Below are 21,852 nucleotides of genomic sequence, written 5' to 3' on the forward strand. Positions count from 1 at the left end.
TTCAGGAACTACTACCTTGCCTGCGCGCCCGTTGGTGGACAAACCAAGTGAGGGGCTGCCCCCAACCACAGGAGTCCGGCCACTGCTTACGCTCTGCGCCAGGCGCTGAGCAGTTCCTCGGGACCGTACGCCGCCTGGAGCCCTGAACAGCTCACCCCGTTGCGGGAGACCGCCACGAGCGGCACGGGTTCGTCGGTGATCGCCGCCCGGTGCTTCTGCAGCGCGGCAAGGTCGTGGCTGTCGAACGGGGAGTTCTCAAGCCACTTGACCGAGCCGAGGAAGAGCAACTGCTTGGCCACCGGCTGCCGGTCGGCACCCACCAGGTCGATTTCGACGTCGTTGCTGCGGGTCCAGTACGCGCCGATCGCCGGGGCGGCGGGCAGGAGCGCGTCCGGCAGGAGGCGGGCGAGGGATTCCCGGACGAGGGGTTCGACCGCGCGCCCCCGCCAGCTTGTCCACCGCTCCTTGATCCGGCTCAGTGTGAGATCTCCCCGCAGGCGCTCGATCTCCGCCATGTGGGGGTCCAGAAACGCGAGCCAGAAGCGCAGGTAGGGGTCGGCCACTCGGTAGCGGCGTTCCTTCGACGGTCGCCGCGAAAGGGGCAGCTCAGCGGCCACCACCCGTTTCTCCGTCAGGACATCCGTGGCTCGGGTGAGCGTGGTGTGGGCGATGCCGCCGGCCGCGCGTGCGATGTTGGTGAAGGTCCGCTCTCCGGATCCGATGGCCCGCAGGACCTCCCGGCTCATCGCCTGCGGTGGGAACTCCGCGGCCAGCGAGCGCTCCGCGGAGACCAGGAGCGCCGAGATCGGGTTGTCCAGCGAGTCACGGAGGAACTCCCAGACATCCGCTCCGGGCCGCCATTCCGCACAGATCAGCGGGAGCCCGCCGGTGACCAGGGCGGCGTCGAAGGCGGCTGCCGGCTCAAGCCCGAGCATCTCGCCGATGTCGGCAGGGTTCAGCGACCCCAGGACCATTTCCCGGCCCCGCTGGTGGAAGGGGCGGTCGTAGCTGTTCAGCCTCTCCATCATCGACAGATCGGAGCCGACCAGGAGGAGGAGTACGGGCTTGCGGCTGAGCAGACGATCCCACGCCCGCTGGAGCATGCCCTCGAAGGCGTCGATGCGGTCCATGAGATACGGAACCTCATCAATGACGACCACACTGGGCCTGTCGTCGGGCAGGACCTCAGCCAGCAGCCTGAACGCCGCATTCCACTGGTCGGGGGTCTCCTCCGAGAACAGTTCCCGCTCCGGCAGGGTGGATCTGAGGACGGCGTCGAGCAGTTCCGTCAGTTCGTCCTCCGCAGTACCGCCCGCCGCGGTGAAGAAGAGGTTCGGGGCCTCGGTACGCCGGAGGAACTCCTCGATGAGGCTGGACTTGCCGACCCGTCGCCTTCCGCGCAGCAGGATGCACTGCCCTGGCCTGGGCGATCCGACAGCATCCTGAACCGCCTGAAAGGCGTTTCGAAGTACACCCAGCTCCCGGTCCCGCCCGATGAAACGACGCATGTGGACGCCCTCGCAGAAGATAGTATCGGTAGAGATACTATCGCTGTCGCTACCATTCTCCCAGCCGCCTGGGGAACCTCGAGACACCCGCTGCGGACAAAAACCAGGACAACGAGGGCTGAGAACAACGACGAAGGGCCCCACCTCGCGGTGGGGCCCTTCGACATCGTGCCCGGTGAGGCACTGGCGGAGGATACGAGATTCGAACTCGTGAGGGTGTGAACCCAACACGCTTTCCAAGCGTGCGCCCTAGGCCTCTAGGCGAATCCTCCGCCGCAAACAATACAAGACGTTGAGGAGTGCTCGCGAACTCGTTCCCACCCGCTGCCATCGGGTACTGTTTGGGCAGCCCCTCACGCGGCGCTATCTGACTGAACTCCCCCAGGGCCGGAAGGCAGCAAGGGTAGGTCGGCTCTGGCGGGTGCGTGGGGGGCCCTTGCGTTCCCGGCGGAGCGCACGCGCGGGCCCGGGTGTCAGTGGGCGCCTATAACCTCGTATGCGTGTCGTCTCTCGCGTTGTACCGCCGCTATCGCCCGGAGTCCTTCGCCGAGGTCATCGGGCAGGAGCATGTCACCGACCCGCTGCAGCAGGCGCTGCGGAACAACCGGGTCAATCACGCGTACCTGTTCAGCGGTCCGCGCGGATGCGGCAAGACGACCAGCGCGCGCATCCTCGCCAGGTGCCTGAACTGCGTGCAGGGGCCCACCCCCACCCCCTGCGGTGAGTGCCAGTCCTGCCAGGACCTCGCCCGCAACGGCCCCGGTTCCATCGACGTCATCGAGATCGACGCCGCCTCCCACGGTGGTGTGGACGACGCCCGTGAGCTGCGCGAGAAGGCCTTCTTCGGGCCCGCGGGCAGCCGCTACAAGATCTACATCATCGACGAGGCCCACATGGTCACGTCGGCAGGGTTCAACGCGCTGCTGAAGGTCGTCGAGGAGCCCCCGGAGCACCTCAAGTTCATCTTCGCCACCACCGAGCCCGAGAAGGTCATCGGGACGATCCGGTCGCGAACCCATCACTACCCCTTCCGGCTCGTCCCGCCCGGCACCCTGCGGGACTACCTCGGCGAGGTGTGCGGCAAGGAGAACATCCCCGTCGAGGACGGCGTCCTGCCCCTCGTCGTGCGGGCGGGCCAGGGTTCCGTGCGTGACTCCATGTCCGTCATGGACCAGCTGCTCGCCGGAGCCAAGGAGGAGGGTGTGACGTATGCCATGGCCACGTCCCTCCTCGGTTACACCGACGGCTCCCTCCTCGACTCCGTCGTCGAGGCCTTCGCCACAGGTGACGGCGCCGCCGCCTTCGAGGTCGTCGACCGCGTCATCGAGGGTGGCAACGACCCGCGCCGCTTCGTCACCGACCTGCTGGAGCGGCTGCGGGACCTGGTCATCCTCGCCGCCGTTCCCGACGCCGCCGAGAAGGGGCTCATCGACGCCCCCGCCGATGTCATCGAGCGTATGCAGGCCCAGGCCGGCACCTTCGGCGCGGCCGAGCTCAGCCGCGCCGCCGATCTCGTGAACGAAGGCCTGACCGAGATGCGCGGCGCCAATTCGCCCCGCCTCCAGCTGGAACTCATCTGCGCGCGCGTGCTGCTCCCCGCGGCCTATGGGGACGAGCGCTCGGTGATGGCCCGCCTCGACCGCATCGAGCGGGGCGTGAACTTCTCGGCCGGCGGTGCCCCTGCGATGGGGTACGTGCCGGGGCCGGAAGCCCACGGGGGAGCGGCCCTGGGCACCCCGGGCGTCCAGGGCATCCCTGGTGCCTCGGGTGTCTCAGGTGCCTCGACGGCCGCCGTCCCGCCACCGGCACCGGCACCGGTCCCGCCCGGCGGCGGCCCGGCCGCGGCGCGTGCGGCGGTCCGGGCTTCGGGCGCGGGCACGCCCGGTGGCGGAGGCTTCGACAGCGGCACCCCGGGTGGAGTCGGCGTTCCGGGTGGCGGTGTTCCGGCCGGAGCAGGTGGCACGGGCGGATTCCCTGGCGCTACGGCCGACTCGGCGCCGCCGACCGGCGAGGCCCCTTGGACCTCCGGGGCCCCCGGGACCCCTGGGACCCCCGGGACCTTTGACTCACCCTCCGGTGCTCCCTCAGGCCAACCCTCCACCGCCCACGCGGACCAGTCCCGACCGCCCCACCAGCAGCCGTCGGCCACACCGCCCGCGGCTGCGTCGGGTTCCGCACCCGCCCCCGGAGCCTGGCCCGCCGCCGCCCCCGTCGGCGGTGGCCGGCGTCCCGGTGGCTGGCCCACCGCGGCCCCGGCGGGCGGTGGCGGCCAACCCCAGGCGCCCGCCGCATCGCACCGGCCCGCGGCCGCCCCGGCACCGGCCCAGCCCGCCCCCGCGGCCCCCGCGCCCGGACCGGGCGCCTACGCCCCGCCGACCGGCGGCCCCGACCCCCGCCAGCTCTGGCCCAACATCCTGGAAGCCGTCAAGAACCGCCGCCGCTTCACATGGATCCTGCTCAGCCAGAACGCCCACGTGGCCGGCTTCGACGGCACCACCCTCCAGCTCGGCTTCGTGAACGCCGGCGCCCGCGACAACTTCGCGAGCAGCGGCAGCGAAGAGGTGCTGCGGCAGGCGCTGGGCGAGCAGTTCAGCGTCCAGTGGAAGATCGAGGCGGTCGTCGACCCGTCGGGCGGCGGAGGAGCGCCCCCGGCATCCGGCGGTTTCAACGGCGGCGGTGGTGGAGGCTATGGCGGGGGCGGCAGCGCCGGCGGCTACGGCACCGGAAGCACCGCGGGCTACGGCACCCAGTCCCCCCAGGCCCCGTCCCCGTCCTCCCCCCAGTCGGCGCCCGCCCCGGCGGCCCGGCCCACGCCGACGTCGACGTCGGCCCCCGCACCGGCCCCTGCCCCGCAGCGGTCCGCGCCGGAGCCCCCGCCGGTCTCCATCGAGGACGACATCCCCGAGGACGACGACCCCGATCTCAACGAGGCAGCCCTTTCGGGTCGCGAACTGATCGTGCGCGAGCTCGGCGCGACCGTGGTGGAGGAGATCACCAACGAATAGAACGAACAAGGGGACGACGGAGGGACGCGCCCGAGAGCTCATCTCGGAGGAACCTACGACTCCCCTCCCCCCGCCTCTTAGGAACCCCCCACAAAAACCCCGTTAGGCTGACCCCCGTGAAGGTCCTCGTCATCGGTAACGGCGCCCGCGAACACGCCCTGTGCCGCTCCCTGTCCCTCGACCCCGACGTCAGTGCCCTGCACTGCGCCCCCGGCAACGCCGGCATCGCCGAGGTCGCCGAGCTGCACCCGGTCGACGCCCTCGACGGCGCGGCGGTGGCCGCGCTCGCGCAGCGGCTCGGTGCCGACCTGGTCGTCGTAGGCCCGGAGGCCCCGCTCGTCGCGGGGGTCTCCGACGCCGTGCGCGAGGTGGGCATCCCGGTCTTCGGCCCGTCCGGGGAGGCCGCGCAGCTCGAGGGCTCGAAGGCCTTCGCCAAGGACGTCATGGCCGCGGCCGGAGTCCCGACCGGGCGCTCCTACGTCTGCACGACCCCCGAGGAGGTCGCCGAGGCCCTCGACGCCTTCGGCGCCCCGTACGTCGTCAAGGACGACGGTCTCGCCGCGGGCAAGGGCGTCGTCGTGACCAGCGACATCGAGGCCGCGGCAGCGCACGCCAACGCCTGCGACCGGGTCGTCATCGAGGAGTTCCTGGACGGCCCCGAGGTCTCCCTCTTCGCCATCACCGACGGCGACACCGTGCTGCCCCTCCAGCCGGCCCAGGACTTCAAGCGCGCCCTCGACGGCGACGAGGGCCCGAACACCGGCGGCATGGGCGCCTACTCCCCCTTGCCCTGGGCCGACCCCAAGCTGGTCGACGAGGTCATGCAGACGGTCCTGCAGCCGACGGTCGACGAGATGCGCCGCCGCGGCACCCCCTTCTCCGGCCTGCTCTACGCCGGTCTCGCGATCACTTCGCGAGGCGTGCGGGTCATCGAGTTCAACGCCCGCTTCGGCGACCCCGAGACCCAGGTCGTCCTGGCCCGCCTCGAGACCCCGCTGGCCGGCATCCTGCTCGCCGCGGCCACCGGCAACCTGGCCGACCTGGAGCCGCTGCGCTGGAGCGAGGAGGCCGCGGTCACCGTGGTCGTCGCCTCGCACAACTACCCCGCCACCCCGCGCACCGGCGACCCGATCACCGGGCTCGACGAGGTGGCCGCCGAGGACGCCCCGCACGCGTACGTGCTGCACGCCGGCACCAAGCGGGACGGTGACGCCGTCGTCAGCGCCGGCGGCCGTGTCCTGTCGGTCACGGCGTCCGGCAAGGACCTCACCGAGGCCCGCGAGCGCGCGTACCGGGCGGTGGCCCGCATCCGGCTGGACGGTTCCCAGCACCGGACGGACATCGCGGCGAAGGCGGCGTCCGGAGCCTGAGAAGCTCGAAAAACCGGGGCGAAACCCCCGCTCCCGAACAACCCGATCGGCCCCGGATCCGTCTAAGGATGCGGGGCCTGATCTTTGCTGTACGTCATCCACCTCTCCCCAAAGCCATTCCATCGAGTGACCGGGTCCCCATACGGCTGACGGGGGACCGGGGCCCAACTATGGTGCGGCGCAAGCGGTCCGGCACTTGGCCCACCGGCATTGCGATGTCAGTGACGGGTGCCACAGTGGGGGAGTGAGCAACGCCAGGACAGCTGGGCATTCAGGACGGCAGGGAGGGGGTGAGGTCCGGTCATGACCGGTATCGGTGTCGAGGTGGCCGCGCAGGCCGCGCGCTCCCGGGCCCTCGCCGTGCTGCGCATCCGCAGCCGTGCGCTGGCCGTGGCGCTGCTGCCCGCGGCGGTGGCCGTGGTGCTGCTCGCCGGAGGTTCCACCAGTCATCTCGTGGGCGGGGTCTGGGACACCGCCCGCCTGGTCATGACCGTTCTCGGGGCCGTGGTGCTGCTCGCCGCGGGAGCCGTGGCCCTGGTCATCGCCCGCGCCCGCCCCGCCGTCAGCCCGACGGTCGCGATCGCCGAGGAGTCCGCGCCCGATCTGTATCGCATGGTGCGCGACCTGGCCGACCGCCTGGACGTCCCCGCCCCCTCCGCGATAGCGCTCACCCCGGACTGCGACAGCTGGCTGGAGGACCGCACCCACCCCGCCCACGGCCCACCCCCGCAGGAGGGTCGGGACGACGAGATCGCGGGCGTCCGCGGCTCCCACCGCCGTGTCCCGGCCGCACCGGTGCTGGTCATCGGCTCGCCGTTCCTGTGGTGGATGCGCGTCGGCGAGCTGCGCGCGGTCCTCGCCCCGGTCGTCGCCGGTACGGGACCTTCGGCCCACCCCGACATAGCGGCGGCCCGCCGTTTCGTGCGGGGTCTGGACGCGGCCGTGGCCGTCGGCTCCGTTCCGGGCCGCTGTCCGCTCACCCGTGTGATGTGCGCGGGGGTCGCCTGGGTGGCCCGCCTCCTGCTGCGCAGCTGCCGGGAGCACGCGACCCAGATGGAGCGCGGGGTCGCGGCCGCGGCCGCGGAGCGTGCACAGGCTGTGGACTACGGCCTCAGGATCGTGGCCCAGGAACAGGTGGGCCTGGCGTACGCGGGCTGGGACCGACTGCTGACCCGGGTCGCGCTCCCCGCCTGGCGGATGGGCCGCTGGCCTTCCCGTCTGGACGCGGGGGTGGTGGCCGCCCTCACCGAGCTGTCCCGTCGAGACCGTCTGGCCGAGGGTTTCGCCTCCCGCCTGGGTGAGCGCCCCGCCTGCGATCTGCTCGAAGAGCCCGGCGCGGTCGACGAGGCCGCCTCGCTCCTCGCCGCTCGCCTCTTCCACGGCGGGCCCGCGGAGACCGGACAGGACTGGTCGCCGGTGGACTGGCAGGAGTACCCGGAAGAGGTCGTGGACCGGAAGTGGCGCCTGGACGCGGCCCGCCTCCACCGAGTCCTCGACGCCCAGGGCGTGAGCCGCACCCCGGGAACCGCCCCGCCGGAATCCCACGCCCCCACCCTCTCCCGAGTCCTGGCCCACCTGTCGGCTCCCGGGCACACCGACCCCACCTCGGCAGCCGACCGACCGGCCACATCAGCCCCCACGTACGCCCCCACCACAGACCTCGCCCCGCCTCCGCCGGCCAACGGCGTGGCGGCGACCGGCGAACTGACCTCGGCGGACGACCCCGGCGCCGTTGAGCAGGGGCCCGAGCAGGGGCCCGCTCGGGCGGACGCGGAGGGGTTCGCGCCCGCCGAGGCCCCAGCGCCCCCGCATGACCCCGCTTCCACAGGCCTCGCCCCGGCTCCGCCGGCCGATGCCGTGGCGGCGACCGATGGACCCGCCTCCCCGGACAGCGCCGGCGCCGACGCCGCACAGCAGGAATCGGTTCAGGAAGACGCACTCGCGCCCGCCGCCCCTGCACCGATCCGGCACGACCGCGCTCCCGCCGCCCCCGTACCGACTCCACCGGCCCCCGCCATGGCGGCGGACCCGGACGGTAACCGGGCCCCGGTCGACGTCCCGGCGGTTACGCAGCCCGACCGGGCGTCGGCCGGCGCCCCGGCGACCGGGCAGCCCGACCGGGCCTCGGCTGGCGCCCCGGCGACCGGGCAGCCTGACCGGGCCTCGGTTGCCGCCCCGGCGGCTGCACAGTCCGACCGGGCCTCGGCCGGTGCCCCGGCGACCGGGCAGCCCGACCGGGCCTCGGTTGCCGCCCCGGCGGCTGCACAGTCCGACCGGGCCTCGGCCGGCGCCCCGGCGACCGGGCAGCCCGACCGGGCCTCGGTTGCCGCCCCGGCGGCTGCACAGTCCGACCGGGCCTCGGCCGGCGCCCCGGCGACCGGACAGCCCGACCGGGCCTCGGTTGCCGCCCCGGCGGCTGCACAGCCCGACCGGGCCTCGGCCGGCGCCCCGGCGACCGGGCAGCCCGACCGGGCCTCGGTTGCCGCCCCGGCGGCTGCACAGTCCGACCGGGCCTCGGCCGGCGCCCCGGCGACCGGACAGCCCGACCGGGCCTCGGTTGCCGCCCCGGCGGCTGCACAGCCCGACCGGGCCTCGGCCGGCGCCCCGGCGACCGGACAGCCCGACCCGGCCTCGGTTGCCGCCCCGGCGGCTGCACAGCCCGACCGGGCCTCGGCTGGCGCCCCGGCGACCGGACAGCCCGACCCGGCCTCGGTTGCCGCCCCGGCGGCTGCACAGCCCGACCCGGCCTCGGCTGGCGCCCCGGCGACCGGACAGCCCACCCCGCCCCCAGCTGACGTCCCGGCGGCTGCACCGCACACCCCGCCTCCACCCGACGATCCCGCAGCAGCCGACCGCGAGATCGCCCCCCAGGGACCACCCGCAGCCGATGACGAATATGGCGTTGGTAGCGCGGGCGGCGCGGGCGGGGCGCGTGGGAGCGCTGACGGCGAAGCCGAGACGCTCGCCGCGGCGCTCACCGCCGAGCTCGCCCGTGAGGAAGCCGCCGCCCCCCAGTCCCGCACCACGCCCGACACCACCCCCTGGGACGACACGGCCCTCCCCCTCTTCCCGCTCCAGCCACCCCGCAGCGCCCGAGAACTCCTCACCGACCACGTCACCGCGATGGTCTGCTGCGCCGCGATCGACACCGCCGGCGCCGCCCCGGGCCTGGACTGGCTCGACGGTCCGTCCCTCCTCATCAACGGCGAACGTGCCGCGGACCTCACCCCGCGCGTCCTCAGCCTCGTGGAGGACGGCGACCCGGCCCCGCTGCGCGCCTGGCTGGTCAAGTCGGGGATACGCCCCGAGAAGCCGGTCCGCCTCGTCTGACAGATCCGGAGTGCTCGCTTCCACTTTCGGCCAGTTCGCAACGAATAGTGACAGCCTGGGTGCGGAATGTGATGTGCTGAGACCGATCGCGCACATGGCCGCACGCACATGGCCGCGCGCACATGGCAAGGGCTTGTGCCACAGGACAGACGCACGGCACGCGCACAAAGCACCGTGCAGGACGAACAACGGGGGCACGAGGGAGGGGAGCGACCATGGGCCCAGGACCGGAGCACATCCGCCGCTGGGAGTCGGGAGCACTCGCGCACGCCGTGACGGACCCCTTCGGCCAGGGCCCGGTCCCCTGGCTGCGCGGCAGTGAGACGTACTTCGACGACACCGGTCAGGTGGTCCCCTGGTACGTCGAGACGGACCCCGCCCACACCCCGAAACAGGGCGCCCCGCGCGTTCCCTCCCCGCGCTCCGACCCCGGCGGCGGCCCCCGCTCCTCCGACGACGTCCGCCGCCAGATCAAGGGCTTCACCTCGACCGGCGCGGTCGCCCCCGGCGAGGCCGTCGACTTCCACATCACCGTCGACCCGCCGCAGGAGTTCGGCGTCGACATCTACCGCATCGGCCACTACGGCGGTGACGGCGCGGCGAAGATCACCACCAGCCCCCGCCTCTCCGGCATCGTCCAGCCCCCGCCGCTGACCGCGGACCGCACGGTCTCCTGCCACCACTGGTGGCTGTCCTGGCGGCTGCAGATCCCGTCCTACTGGAGCGTCGGCGCGTACGTCGCCGTCCTCACGACCGCCGACGGCTACCGCTCCCACATCCCCTTCACGGTCCGCGAGAACCATCCCGCGGACTTACTGCTCCTCCTGCCCGACGTCACCTGGCAGGCGTACAACCTCTATCCCGAGGACGGTCGCACCGGCGCCAGCCTCTACCACGCGTGGGACGAACAGGGCCGGCTCCTCGGCGAGGCCGACGCCGCGACCACGGTCTCCTTCGACCGGCCGTACGCGGGCGCGGGCCTGCCGATGCACGTCGGCCACGCCTACGACTTCATCCGCTTCGCCGAGCGCTACGGCTACGACCTCGCCTACGCCGACGCCCGCGACCTGCACGCCGGACACCTCGACCCCACCCGGTACCGGGGCCTGGTCTTCCCCGGCCACGACGAGTACTGGTCGACGGCCATGCGCCGTACGGTCGAGCGAGCCCGCGACAGCGGCACCTCTCTCGTCTTCCTGTCCGCCAACACCATGTACTGGCAGGTCGAGTTGGGCCCCTCGCCGTCCGGTGTCCCCGACCGCCTGCTGACCTGCCGCAAACGCAGGGGTCCGGGCAAACCGGCGCTCTGGCGCGAAGTCGACCGCCCCGAACAGCAGTTGGTCGGCATCCAGTACGCGGGCAGGGTGCCCGAGCCGCACCCCCTGATCGTCCGCAACGCCGAGCACTGGCTGTGGGAGGCGACCGGTGCCCAGGAGGGCGACGAACTCCCCGGCCTGGTCGCGGGTGAGGCCGACCGCTACTTCCCGCGCACCCCCCTGCCGGAGCACGACGACCGGATCCTGCTCGCCCACTCGCCGTACGCCGACAGTGAGGGCGCCCTCCGCCACCAGGAGACGTCCCTCTACCGCGCGCCCTCCGGCGCCCTGGTCTTCGCCGCCGGCACCTTCGCCTGGTCCCCGGCACTGGACCGCCCGGGCCACGTGGACACCCGCGTCCAGCGCGCCACCGCCAACCTCCTGGACCGCATCTGCAAGCGTGACTGAGTTCACCCAGCAGCACACGCACCGCTCCCGCAGCACACGCACCGCTCCCGCAGCACACCCACCGCTCCCTCAGCGCACCCCAAGTCCAAGGTCAGCGCCTCGTACGGGACAATCGACCTGTTGGACATACTCACGGGGAGGAACCGTGTCCGGATTCGTAGAAAAGCCCGAGCCGCTCCAGGTTCCGGGCCTGGTGCACCTGCACACCGGCAAGGTGCGCGAGCTGTACCAGAACGAGGCGGGCGACCTCGTGATGGTCGCCAGTGACCGTATCTCCGCCTTCGACTGGGTGCTGCCGACCGAGATCCCCGACAAGGGCCGCGTCCTCACCCAGCTGTCCCTGTGGTGGTTCGACCAGATCGCCGACCTGCTGCCGAACCACGTCCTGAGCACGGACGTGCCGGAAGGCGCCCCCGCCGACTGGGCGGGCCGCACCCTGGTCTGCAAGTCGCTCCAGATGGTCCCCGTGGAGGCCGTAGCCCGCGGCTACCTCACCGGCTCAGGACTGCTGGAGTACAACGAGTCCCGGACGGTCTGCGGCCTCGCTCTCCCCGAGGGCCTGGTCGACGGCAGCGAGCTCCCCGCCCCGATCTTCACCCCGGCCACCAAGGCCGCCGTCGGCGAGCACGACGAGAACGTCTCCTACGAGGAGGTCGCCCGCCAGGTCGGCGCCGACACCGCCGCCCGGCTGCGCCAGGCGACCCTCGCGGTGTACTCGCGGGGCCGGGCCATCGCCCGGGACCGCGGGATCATCCTCGCGGACACCAAGTTCGAGTTCGGCTTCGACGGGGACACCCTGGTCATCGCGGACGAGGTCCTCACCCCGGACTCCTCCCGCTTCTGGCCGGCCGACCAGTGGGAGCCGGGTCGCGCGCAGCCGTCGTACGACAAGCAGTTCGTGCGGGACTGGCTGACCTCGGCGGAGTCCGGCTGGGACAGGAAGAGCGAGCGGCCCCCGCCGCCGCTGCCGCAGGAGGTCGTGGACCGCACCCGCGCCAAGTACATCGAGGCGTACGAGCGCCTGACCGGCACGAGCTGGTCGTAACGTCGTAACGGAGAAGCCCCCGGTGAAAACCGGGGGCTTCTCGATGGAGCGAACGACGAGGTTCGAACTCGCGACCTCAACCTTGGCAAGGTTGCGCTCTACCAACTGAGCTACGTTCGCATACGCCGTGGCGCGAGAACCACTATACCCAACCTCGCTCGCGCGCGAGCCGCACGGCCGTGTGACGGTTCTCCGCTCCCAGCTTGGAGACGGCCGACGACAGATAGTTCCGTACGGTGCCCTGCGACAGCGCGGCCCGTTCGGCGATCTCCGCGACGGGCGCCCCGTCGGCGGCGAGTTCCAGCACCTCGGCCTCCCGTGCGGTCAGGGGGGAGTCCCCGGCGGATATCGCGTCGGCGGCCAACTCGGGGTCGACGTAACGGTTTCCCCCGTGCACCGTGCGGATGATCTCCGCGAGCCGCTGCGCGCTCACGGTCTTCGGAACGAACCCCCGCACACCGGCCTCCAGCGCCCGCTTGAGATGGCCGGGCCGTCCGTGACTGGTGACGATCAGCACCTTGCACGAGGGCAGTTCGGTCCGCAGGGATGTGGCGACCTTCACACCGTCCGCACCGGGCATCTGGAGATCGAGTACGGCCACGTCGGGTGCGTGTGCCCGGGCCATCGCCAGCGCCTCGGGACCGGTCGCCGCCTCCGCGACGATCGCGAGGTCGTCCTCCAGGGAGAGTAGCGCGGCGAGCGCGCCCCGAATCAGATGCTCGTCATCGGCGAGCAACACCCGCACGCTCATGAGCCCATCCCCTCCACCACCACGTCCACGGTCACGGGCCCACCTCCGGTGACACCACACATACGGTCACGGACCATCTCCTGCAACGTCACATGCACGGTCAGAGCCCACCTCCGGCACCTCACGCGCACAGTCACGGACCATCCCCTCCCACACCACGTGCCCAGTCACGAAACCCCCTCCGTCACCGCCACCGGCACCTCCGCCACCAGCCGGAACACACCCTCTCGGACAGGTCCCGCCTCCAGCGTCCCGGCCACGGCCGCGAGTCGCTCCCGCAGTCCGGCGAGCCCCGACCCCCCGGTGCCCGGTGACCGCGACGCCCCGTCGTTCTCCACGGTCAGCACCACCCGCTCCCCCTCTCTCCGCAGAGCCACCACGCACAGCTTGGGGTCCCCGTGCCGCAGGACGTTCGTGGTGGCCTCCCGCACCACCCAGCCGAGCGCCGACTGCACCTCGGCGGGCAGCCCGTTCGGCTCCCCGGTGACCGTGCAGGTGATGCCGGCGGCGGTCAACACCCCTTGTGCTCCCGTGAGTTCGATCCCGAGATCGGCCTCCCGGTATCCCCGTACGACGTCCCGCACCTCGCGCTGTGTCTCCTGTGCGATCCGCTGGACCTCGGTCATCTGGTCCACGGCCTCGTCGCGTCCCCGACGCGCCAGCTGCACGGCCAGTTCGCTCTTCAGCGCGATCACGGCCAGGTTGCGCCCCATCACGTCGTGCAGGTCCCGCCCGAACCGCAGCCGTTCCTCGGCGACGGCGAGCCGGGCGCGGGTCTCGCGGGCCGCGTCGAGTTCGTAGACGGCGTTCAGGAGCCAGACGGAGAAGACCGAGGTGAAGGCGAGGAACCCGGCGGCGATCAGTACCACGACCCCGGTGACCAGGGACTCCGGGAGGGCGTGCCCCAGGGGAAAGCCGCCGAGCACCGCGCCCGCGGCGAAGCCGACCACGACCGCGAGCACCCGCCGTCGCCTGCGGACGCCGAGCGCGCCGATGCCGGCCGCGAAGGTCAGCACGCCCGCGAAGACCGCTCCCGTGGCCATGTCGAGCCCGTCGCCGTGCGGCCCCCGCTCGGCGATGCCGATCACCGCGACGGAGATGGCGGCGGTGACCGCCCCGAGCACCCACAGCGTCCGCACCGGCTGCTCGCGCCGCCCGCGCGTCCAGTCGAGCGCCCGCGACGCGGTCACCGCGCACACCACGGCATGCGCGCACACCAGCAGCACCAGCCAGACCGCGAGCTGCCCCGGCACCTGCCCGAAGACCGGCAGTCCGATCGAGGCGACGTAGATCACCGCGAAGAAGTGGAACGACCAGCGCGTGTACGTCTCCACCTTCGCCGGCGTGCTCTTCCGCCGCCACCAGCCCCCTGCCTCGCGCATGCTCTCCCCGTACGTCAGCGCCTCGGCTCCCACCGGAACCACCGCTGTACAGCAAACACGGCCAGCACGGTCCAGGCCACCGCCGTGCCGAGGGCGCCCAGGGCCTCGTAGGTCGAGAGCGTGCCCGCCCAGCCGCCGCGGACCAGAGTGATCACGGGCGACAGCGGCAGCAGCTCGCACACCGACGCGAGCCTGTCGGGCAGCAGCTCCAGGGGCACGGCGACGCCCGAGAGGACCATCGAGATCATCACGAACGGCAGCGTGGTGACCTGAGCGCTCTCCACGGTCCGGGTCACGGCCGCCGTCACGGCCGCGAGCGCCGCGCACATCACCAGCCCCAGCAGCAGCCCCAGCACCACGAGATGGGGCGCGTGCGGTGCGGGCACGTCGAGCAGGGCCGTGCTCGCGGCCACCAGCACCACGGACTGGGTGAGCCCGGTCGCGCCGATCGGCAGCGCGGTCCCGCAGAGGATCTCCACGTCCCGCAGCTCCCCGGTGCGCAGCCGCTTGAGCACCAGTTCCTCACGCCGGGCGGTGTAGATCCCGACGAGGGCTCCGTACACACCGAACAACAGGGCGAAGCCGACCGCGGCCGGCAGCAGGACCAGGCCGACACTCAGCCCGGCCTCCTCGACGTCCATGTCGTCCACGACGGACCGCAGGCTGAACGGCAGCGCGAGCGGCACCAGTACGGCCGCGACGAGCGTGGCCCTGCTGCGTCCGAGCAGCGTGAACTCGGCGCGGGCGAGGGCGCCCAGCCTGCTCGCGGGAGTGGTGACCGTGCTCATACCGAGACCTCCTCGCGCGCCGCGATCCCCAGGAACGCCTCCTCCAGTGAGGCCGACCGCACATCGAGCCGCCGCAGTTCGACCCCGGCCCTGTCGGCCCACACCAGCAGTCCGGTGGCCGTCCGCTGCAACTCCCGCGTCCGCAGCCGTACGACGTTCCCGTCGACCTCGTGCCCGCTCACCCCGAGCTCCGCGAGCGGTGGCAGATCTCCCACGAAGTAGCCCTCCGGCAGCTCGAACGAGATCCGCGCCGGTTGCGCGGCGGTCACCTCGGCAGGTGTCCCCGTGGCAGCGATCCGCCCCTCGTGGAGGATCGCCAGCCGCCCCGCGAGATCCTCGGCCTCCTCCAGGTAGTGCGTGGTGAGCAGCACGGTCGTGCCACGGTCCCGCAGCGCCCGCACCAACTCCCAGGTGTCCCGGCGCCCTTCGGCGTCGAGGCCGGTCGTCGGCTCGTCGAGGAACAGCACCTCGGGGTCGCCGAGCAGCGCGAGCGCCAGGTCGAGGCGCCGCCGCTCGCCTCCGGACAACTGCTTGACCCGTACGCCGGTCCGCCGCGCGAGCCCGACGAGTTCCAGCACCTCCAGCGGCGGCCGGGCCCCGCTGACGCAGCCCGCCCACATCCGCGCGGTCTCGTCGACGGTCAGCTCGGACGGGAAACCGCCCTCCTGGAGCATCACCCCGGTACGCGGGCGTACGGCGGCGCGCTCGGCGTACGGATCATGGCCGAGGACGCGGATCCGTCCGTCGGTCGGCCGGGCGAGCCCCTCGAGGAGTTCGACGGTGGAGGTCTTTCCGGCGCCGTTGGTGCCGAGCAGGGCGAAGACCTCTCCGCGGTCCACGGTGAAGCTGATCCCGCGCACGGCCTCGAACCCGCCCCCGTACACACGTCGCAGGCCGGTGACCTCAATCACGTGTTCGTGTTCGTCGGTGTTCATGAAGCCAGCGTCCCGGCGGACCGGATGCGACAGCAGTGCGCGCTGTCACCACTCCGTGTGACAAATGTCAGAAGGCCCCGGACATGAAAAAGCCCTCCGGCAGAAGCCGGAGGGCTTGATTCCGAGCGGACGACCAGGTTCGAACTGGCGACCTCAACCTTGGCAAGGTTGCGCTCTACCAACTGAGCTACGTCCGCATTGCCTCCGACCGGCTCTCACCGATCGGCGCGAGCACCATCCTACCCGATCCACCGGAGTGGTTCGGACGGCGATGCAGAGCGGGTGACAGGAATTGCACACTGCGCCTTCCCCCTGGAAGGGGGATGTTCTACTACTGAACTACACCCGCGTGTACTCCGTGAGCTGGGCCTTTCGGCCTCGCCCCTCGGCGTGCTCCAGACTCTAGCTGACCAGGTGGGGTGCAACGCAAGTCGGTTGACCCGAGGGGCGGATGACCCGGTGTCGACCGGCCCTACTGGGCCTCGGCGAACGCCTCGTAGACCTTCTTGGGGATCCGTCCGCGGGCGGGGACGTCCATCTTGTTGGCCTGGGCCCAGGCCCTGACCGCCGCCGGGTCGGGAGCGACCTCGGTCTGCCGGTACGCCTTGCCGGACCTGGACCGCTTGCGGCCGGCCTCCACGTAGGGCTCGAGTGCCTTACGCAGTTTCTTGGCATTGGCTTGATTCAGGTCGATCTCGTACGACTTGCCATCGAGTCCGAAGGCGATCGTTTCCGCCGCTTCCGAGCCGTCGATGTCGTCAAAGAGAGTGACCACGACCTTCTGCGCCACGAATATCGGTCCCTTCGTGCGGCACGTTGTCAATTCATTTGTACAGTGCCCGACAATGCATGGTGGAGCTCGACTAAATCCTTCCGCGTGTCTGAGCGCAATAGGTATCGGGTGTCGATCTGAGATCTTTCCGGGAAATTTTCACGGACGTCCGCCTCGATGCTGGGCCGTGATGGCCGTCACGTAGATTCCTCCAACTCAACGCGCGTAGAAATTTTGTGCGGGTAGTCTGAAGGAACCTGCTCAGCACCACACCACCGGGAGTGCCAGTGGCACGCGTCGTAGTCGACGTCATGCTCAAGCCGGAGATCCTCGACCCCCAGGGCCAGGCGGTGCAGCGTGCACTGCCGCGACTGGGTTTCGACGGCATCTCGGACGTACGTCAGGGAAAGCGATTCGAACTGGAAGTTGACGGACCGGTCGACGAGGCCGCGCTCGCCCGCATCCACGATCTTGCGGAATCCTTCCTCGCCAACACCGTGATCGAGGACTTCACCGTCAAGGTGGAGGAAGTCGCGGAGGCCGCGAAGTGACCGCTCGTATTGGCGTCGTCACTTTCCCCGGCAGCCTCGACGACCGGGACACCCAGCGCGCGATCCGCCTCGCGGGCGCCGAACCGGTCGCTCTCTGGCACAAGGACAAGGACCTCCACCAGGTCGACGCCGTGGTGCTGTGCGGCGGTTTCTCCTACGGCGACTATCTGCGCGCCGGCGCCATCGCGCGCTTCTCGCCGGTGATGGAGCCCCTCATCGAGCAGGCGAAGGCCGGCCTCCCGGTCCTCGGCATCTGCAACGGCTTCCAGATCTTGACCGAGGCCCACCTGCTCCCGGGCGGGATGCTCGGCAACGACCACCTCCACTTCATCTGCCGCGACCAGAAGCTGCGGGTGGAGAACGCGGACACCGCCTGGACGACCGACTACGCGGCCGGCCAGGAGATCAACATCCCGCTGAAGAACATGGACGGCCGGTACGTCGCCGACGAGTACACGCTGGACAAGCTCGAGGCGGAGGGCCGGGTCGCCTTCCGGTACCTGGACTTCAACCCCAACGGCAGCCTCCGTGACATCGCCGGCATCACCAACGAGGCGGGCAACGTCGTAGGCCTCATGCCGCACCCGGAGCACGCCGTGGAGCCGCTCATCGGCACCGGCCGCACCGACGGCCTCCCCTTCTTCACCTCGATCCTCAAGAAGCTGGTCAACGCATGAGCCGGACGCCTCTGGACACGGTCGAGCACGCGACCGCGACCCCCGACGTCGAGCTGCCCTGGGCCGAACTGGGCCTGAAGAAGGACGAGTACGAGCGGGTCGTGGAGATCCTCGGGCGTCGGCCCACCGGTGCCGAGCTCGCCATGTACTCGGTCATGTGGTCCGAGCACTGCAGCTACAAGTCGTCGAAGGTGCACCTGCGCCAGTTCGGCGAGAAGGCCCCGCAGAGCGATGCGCTCCTCGTCGGCATCGGCGAGAACGCGGGCGTCGTGGACGTCGGCCAGGGTTACGCCGTGACCTTCAAGGTCGAGTCGCACAACCACCCCTCGTACGTCGAGCCCTACCAGGGCGCGGCCACGGGTGTCGGCGGCATCGTCCGCGACATCATCGCGATGGGCGCGCGACCGGTGGCCGTGGTCGACCCGCTGCGCTTCGGTGCCGCGGACCACCCGGACACCAAGCGCGTGCTCCCCGGTGTCGTCGCCGGCATCGGCGGCTACGGCAACTGCCTGGGCCTGCCGAACATCGGCGGCGAGGTCGTCTTCGACGCCTGCTACCAGGGAAACCCGCTGGTCAACGCCGGTGCCATCGGTGTGATGCGGCACGAGGACATCCACCTCGCGAAGGCGTCCGGCGCGGGCAACAAGGTCATCCTGTACGGCGCCCGCACCGGCGGCGACGGCATCGGCGGCGCGTCGATCCTGGCGAGTGAGACCTTCGACGACGCGAAGCCCTCCAAGCGCCCCGCCGTCCAGGTCGGCGACCCCTTCCAGGAGAAGCTCCTCATCGAGTGCACCCTGGAGGCCTTCAAGGAGAAGCTGGTCGTCGGCATCCAGGACCTGGGTGCGGCCGGTCTGTCGTGTGCGACGAGTGAGCTCGCCTCCAACGGCTCCGGCGGCATGCGCGTCACCCTGGACGACGTACCGCTGCGCGACTCCACGCTCTCGCCCGAGGAAATCCTCATGAGCGAGTCGCAGGAACGCATGTGCGCGGTCGTCGAGCCGGGGAAGGTCGACCGGTTCCTGGAGATCTGCGACAAGTGGGACGTCATCGCCACCGTCATCGGTGAGGTCACCGACGGCGACCGCCTGGAGATCTACTGGCACGGCGGCAAGATCGTCGACGTCGACCCGCGCACGGTCGCACACGACGGCCCGGTCTACGAGCGCCCGTACGCCCGTCCGGACTGGCAGGACGCGCTCCAGGCGGACGACGCGAACAAGCTGCCGCGGCCTGCTTCGAGTGAGGACCTGAAGGACCAGGTCCTGCAGCTGGTGTCCTCCCCCAACCAGGCCTCCAAGAAGTGGATCACCTCGCAGTACGACCACTTCGTGCAGGGCAACACCGTGCTGGCCCAGCCGGAGGACTCCGGCATGATCCGCATCGACGAGTCGACGGGTCTGGGCGTGGCGATCGCGACGGACGGCAACGGCCGTTACGCGAAGCTGGACCCGTACACCGGCGCGCAGCTGGCGCTGGCGGAGGCGTACCGCAACGTGGCGACGACCGGCGCCAAGCCGCTCGCCGTCTCGGACTGCCTGAACTTCGGCTCCCCCGAGGACCCGGCCGTGATGTGGCAGTTCGCGGAGGCGATCCGTGGACTGGCCGACGGTTGCCTGCAGTTGGGCACGCCGGTCACGGGCGGCAACGTCTCCTTGTACAACCAGACGGGCGAGGTCGCCATCCACCCGACCCCCGTGGTCGCGGTCCTGGGTGTCATCGACGACGTCGCCCGCCGTACGCCGGTCGCCTTCCAGGAGGAGGGCCAGTTGCTGTACCTCCTCGGCGACACGCGTGAGGAGTTCGGCGGCTCGGCCTGGTCCCAGGTCGTCCACGACCACCTCGGCGGCCTGCCCCCGAAGGTCGACCTGGAGCGCGAGCGCCTGCTCGCCGAGATCCTGATCTCCGCCTCCCGCGACGGCATGATCGACTCCGCGCACGACCTCTCCGACGGCGGCCTGATCCAGGCGGTCGTGGAGTCGGCGCTGCTCGGCGGCAAGGGTGCGCGTCTGGTCGTACCGGACGGTCTGGACGCGTTCACGCTGCTGTTCTCGGAGTCGGCCGGCCGCGCGGTGGTGGCGGTCCCCCGCTCCGAGGAGCTCCGCTTCAACGACATGTGCGGTGCGCGTGGCCTGCCGGTCACCCGTATCGGTGTCGTGGACGGCGACTCGGTCGAGCTCCAGGGCGAGTTCGAACTGTCCCTGGAGGAGCTGCGCCGGGCGCACGAGGACACGATCCCGGCCCTGCTCAAGTAGGCCATGGCCGTACGACTCCGAAGGCCCCGCCCGCCGTTGTGACGGGCGGGGCCTTCGCGTGGCTTCCCTCCTTGTCCCACTTCCCCGCCGATTAGGCTCACCGCCATGCCCACGACCAGGAAGCGCGCCCGCGTCTACGACCCCGCCAAGATCCGCCCGGCCGTCCAGGCCCAGCTCGGGAACGTACGGGAGGCCGTACGCACGCTGACCCCCGAGCAACTGGCGCTGCGGACGCGGCTGGGGGAGTGGACCGTACGGGAACTGGTCGCGCACATCGGGATGGCGGTCACGGCCGTCCACCGGGCCCTGGACCGGCCCGCGCCCGCGCGGCAGGACGCCGTGCTGCTCGATTGGCCGTTCGCCACCTCCGCGAGCTCCGCGGCCATTGCCGACTTCACCCGGGGCCTGGCCCAGCAGCACCCCGACCTCGACGCGTACCTCACCGACGTCGACCGGACCCTGACCGAGCTGCTGGACACCCACGCCGGCACCCGGCTCCTGGAGACCAACGCCGGCGCTCTGCCTCTCGCCGACTACCTCGTCACTCGGACCGTCGAACTCGTCGTCCACACCGACGACCTGAACGCAGCCGTCCCCGGCCTCGACATCCCCTACGACCGTCAGGCCCTCGCCGCCTGCACGCGCCTCCTCGCCGACGCCCTCGCCGCGAAGGCGCCCGGTGGTTCGACCGAGGTGCGGGTGCCGCCGTACGCCGTCGTGCAGTGTGTCGAGGGGCCGAAGCACACCCGCGGCACCCCGCCGAACGTCGTCGAGACCGACCCGCTGACCTGGATCCGGCTCGCCACCGGGCGGCTGACCTGGAAGGACGCGCTCGACGCGGCCAAGGTAAGCGCGAGCGGGGAACGGGCGGACCTGGGCGGACTGCTCCCGCTGATGAGCTGAACCCTTTACGGGGCTCGTGCGTCAAAGAGCCATGAAGCGGACGACATACGCCAAGTACGCGGCCGCAGCCCTGGCCGGGACCACCGTCCTGGCCGCCTGTGGCACGGAGACCGTGGGGACCAGGACCCAGGACGTCTCCACCATCGCGGACACGTCCTGGGTGCCCCAGAAGGTCACCGTCGACGGCAAGGACTACGTCCTGCCCCGGAAGGGTGCCCAGCGCAAGGCTCACATCGACTTCAAGCCGGGAACTGCCGAGCCGGACGGCGACGGTGGTGAGTCCGGCGGCTCTGTGGGCTGCAACAGCATCGGCGTCGACGTGGCCATAGAGGGCGACACCGTGAGGGTCTCCGACCTCGCCATGACACTGATGGGCTGCCCAGGTGCCGTAGGGGAGTTCGAGGAGAAGTTCGTCGGCGTCTTCGACAACGACCTCAAAGCCCGCCTGGTCGGGCCTTCCGGCTCCCGGACCCTCACGCTGACCAGCCCGCAGGACGACACCATCACCCTGCGCGAGAAGAAGGCCCCCGCCCTCAAGGGCACTCGCTGGTCCCTCGGCGAGAACGCCTACCTCACCCTCACCAGGAACAACACCGTCACCGGCAGCCTCGGCTGCAACACCTTCAAGGGCAGGGCCACCGTCAAGGACGGCACCATCGAGTTCGGGCGCCTCGCGACCACGCGCATGATGTGTTCGGGCCCGGTGATGAAGACGGAGCGCGAGCTCGCCGAAATCCTCTCCGGCAAGGTCTCCTACCAGCAGAAACAGGGTTCCCTGAAGATCACCAAGGCCTCCGGTGAGAGCGTCACGGCCCACGCGGAGTAAGAAAGCCCACTCTCCGCGAATTCGGACCAG

Annotated in this window: 16 protein-coding genes, 4 tRNA genes and 1 other RNA gene; 11 read left to right on the forward strand and 10 right to left on the reverse strand. The window is 71.3% G+C overall.

The window, feature by feature from the left end:
* Positions 1–86: 86 nt before the first annotated feature.
* Positions 87–1,508, reverse strand: a complete 1,422-nt coding sequence (locus tag ACIBJB_RS46120; RefSeq protein WP_398940156.1) for an ATP-binding protein — start codon at positions 1,506–1,508, stop codon at positions 87–89.
* A gap of 184 nt (positions 1,509–1,692) precedes the next feature.
* Positions 1,693–1,780: transfer RNA gene (locus tag ACIBJB_RS46125), tRNA-Ser, on the reverse strand.
* A 72-nt stretch (positions 1,781–1,852) separates the two neighbouring features.
* Here ACIBJB_RS46125 and ffs point away from each other — a divergent pair.
* From ffs to ACIBJB_RS46155, 6 genes are all read left to right on the forward strand, one after another.
* Positions 1,853–1,949, forward strand: an RNA gene (gene ffs, locus ACIBJB_RS46130) — signal recognition particle sRNA small type.
* 59 nt (positions 1,950–2,008) lie between these two features.
* Entirely contained in the window at positions 2,009–4,513 is a 2,505-nt protein-coding gene (locus tag ACIBJB_RS46135; RefSeq protein WP_398940157.1) for a DNA polymerase III subunit gamma and tau, read from the forward strand.
* Positions 4,514–4,629: 116 nt separating this feature from the next.
* Positions 4,630–5,883, forward strand: a complete 1,254-nt coding sequence (purD, locus tag ACIBJB_RS46140; RefSeq protein ID WP_398940158.1) for a phosphoribosylamine--glycine ligase — start codon at positions 4,630–4,632, stop codon at positions 5,881–5,883.
* 303 nt (positions 5,884–6,186) lie between these two features.
* Positions 6,187–9,213, forward strand: a complete 3,027-nt coding sequence (locus tag ACIBJB_RS46145; protein ID WP_398940159.1) for a hypothetical protein — start codon at positions 6,187–6,189, stop codon at positions 9,211–9,213.
* Positions 9,214–9,428: 215 nt separating this feature from the next.
* Entirely contained in the window at positions 9,429–10,937 is a 1,509-nt protein-coding gene (locus tag ACIBJB_RS46150) for a N,N-dimethylformamidase beta subunit family domain-containing protein (RefSeq protein WP_398940160.1), read from the forward strand.
* A gap of 145 nt (positions 10,938–11,082) precedes the next feature.
* Positions 11,083–11,982 carry a phosphoribosylaminoimidazolesuccinocarboxamide synthase gene (locus ACIBJB_RS46155; protein WP_398940161.1) on the forward strand — a complete coding sequence of 300 codons (900 nt, stop codon included), beginning with the start codon at positions 11,083–11,085 and terminating at the stop codon, positions 11,980–11,982.
* 44 nt (positions 11,983–12,026) lie between these two features.
* Here ACIBJB_RS46155 and ACIBJB_RS46160 read toward each other — a convergent pair.
* The 8 genes from ACIBJB_RS46160 to ACIBJB_RS46195 all read right to left on the reverse strand — a co-directional run bounded on the left by ACIBJB_RS46160 (position 12,027) and on the right by ACIBJB_RS46195 (position 16,628).
* Positions 12,027–12,102 (reverse strand) — tRNA-Gly (locus ACIBJB_RS46160).
* A gap of 22 nt (positions 12,103–12,124) precedes the next feature.
* Complete coding sequence (locus tag ACIBJB_RS46165) at positions 12,125–12,733, reverse strand: response regulator (RefSeq protein WP_398940162.1); 609 nt, start codon at positions 12,731–12,733, stop codon at positions 12,125–12,127.
* A gap of 167 nt (positions 12,734–12,900) precedes the next feature.
* Positions 12,901–14,115, reverse strand: coding sequence for a sensor histidine kinase (locus ACIBJB_RS46170; RefSeq protein ID WP_398940163.1), 1,215 nt, complete (start codon positions 14,113–14,115; stop codon positions 12,901–12,903).
* A 14-nt stretch (positions 14,116–14,129) separates the two neighbouring features.
* Positions 14,130–14,903 carry an ABC transporter permease gene (locus tag ACIBJB_RS46175; RefSeq protein WP_398940164.1) on the reverse strand — a complete coding sequence of 258 codons (774 nt, stop codon included), beginning with the start codon at positions 14,901–14,903 and terminating at the stop codon, positions 14,130–14,132.
* A complete protein-coding gene (locus ACIBJB_RS46180) occupies positions 14,900–15,838 on the reverse strand; it encodes an ABC transporter ATP-binding protein (protein WP_398940165.1) in 939 nt (312 codons plus the stop codon). The genes ACIBJB_RS46175 and ACIBJB_RS46180 overlap by 4 nt, the downstream gene beginning before the upstream one ends.
* A 124-nt stretch (positions 15,839–15,962) precedes the next feature.
* Positions 15,963–16,035 (reverse strand) — tRNA-Gly (locus tag ACIBJB_RS46185).
* Positions 16,036–16,115: 80 nt separating this feature from the next.
* A tRNA-Gly gene (locus ACIBJB_RS46190) sits at positions 16,116–16,187 on the reverse strand.
* Positions 16,188–16,310: 123 nt separating this feature from the next.
* Positions 16,311–16,628: an Lsr2 family protein gene (locus tag ACIBJB_RS46195; RefSeq protein ID WP_062041418.1), complete on the reverse strand. Its 318-nt coding sequence runs from the start codon at positions 16,626–16,628 to the stop codon at positions 16,311–16,313.
* Between the two features lie 269 nt (positions 16,629–16,897).
* Here ACIBJB_RS46195 and purS point away from each other — a divergent pair, with 269 nt between their 5' ends.
* The 5 genes from purS (at position 16,898) to ACIBJB_RS46220 (ending at position 21,822) form a co-directional block, all read left to right on the forward strand.
* Positions 16,898–17,161, forward strand: coding sequence for a phosphoribosylformylglycinamidine synthase subunit PurS (purS, locus tag ACIBJB_RS46200; RefSeq protein WP_007383088.1), 264 nt, complete (start codon positions 16,898–16,900; stop codon positions 17,159–17,161).
* The gene (gene purQ / locus ACIBJB_RS46205; protein WP_398940166.1) at positions 17,158–17,838 is read left to right on the forward strand and encodes a phosphoribosylformylglycinamidine synthase subunit PurQ; all 681 of its coding nucleotides are present in this window, start codon (positions 17,158–17,160) and stop codon (positions 17,836–17,838) included. The genes purS and purQ overlap by 4 nt, the downstream gene beginning before the upstream one ends.
* Entirely contained in the window at positions 17,835–20,093 is a 2,259-nt protein-coding gene (gene purL / locus ACIBJB_RS46210) for a phosphoribosylformylglycinamidine synthase subunit PurL (RefSeq protein WP_398940167.1), read from the forward strand. The genes purQ and purL overlap by 4 nt, the downstream gene beginning before the upstream one ends.
* A 105-nt stretch (positions 20,094–20,198) precedes the next feature.
* Positions 20,199–20,996, forward strand: coding sequence for a sterol carrier family protein (locus ACIBJB_RS46215; RefSeq protein WP_398940168.1), 798 nt, complete (start codon positions 20,199–20,201; stop codon positions 20,994–20,996).
* A 31-nt stretch (positions 20,997–21,027) separates the two neighbouring features.
* Entirely contained in the window at positions 21,028–21,822 is a 795-nt protein-coding gene (locus tag ACIBJB_RS46220; RefSeq protein WP_398940169.1) for an META domain-containing protein, read from the forward strand.
* Positions 21,823–21,852 lie beyond the last annotated feature (30 nt).

This window comes from Streptomyces sp. NPDC050759, assembly GCF_044456945.1.
Classification (GTDB): Bacteria; Actinomycetota; Actinomycetes; order Streptomycetales; family Streptomycetaceae; genus Streptomyces.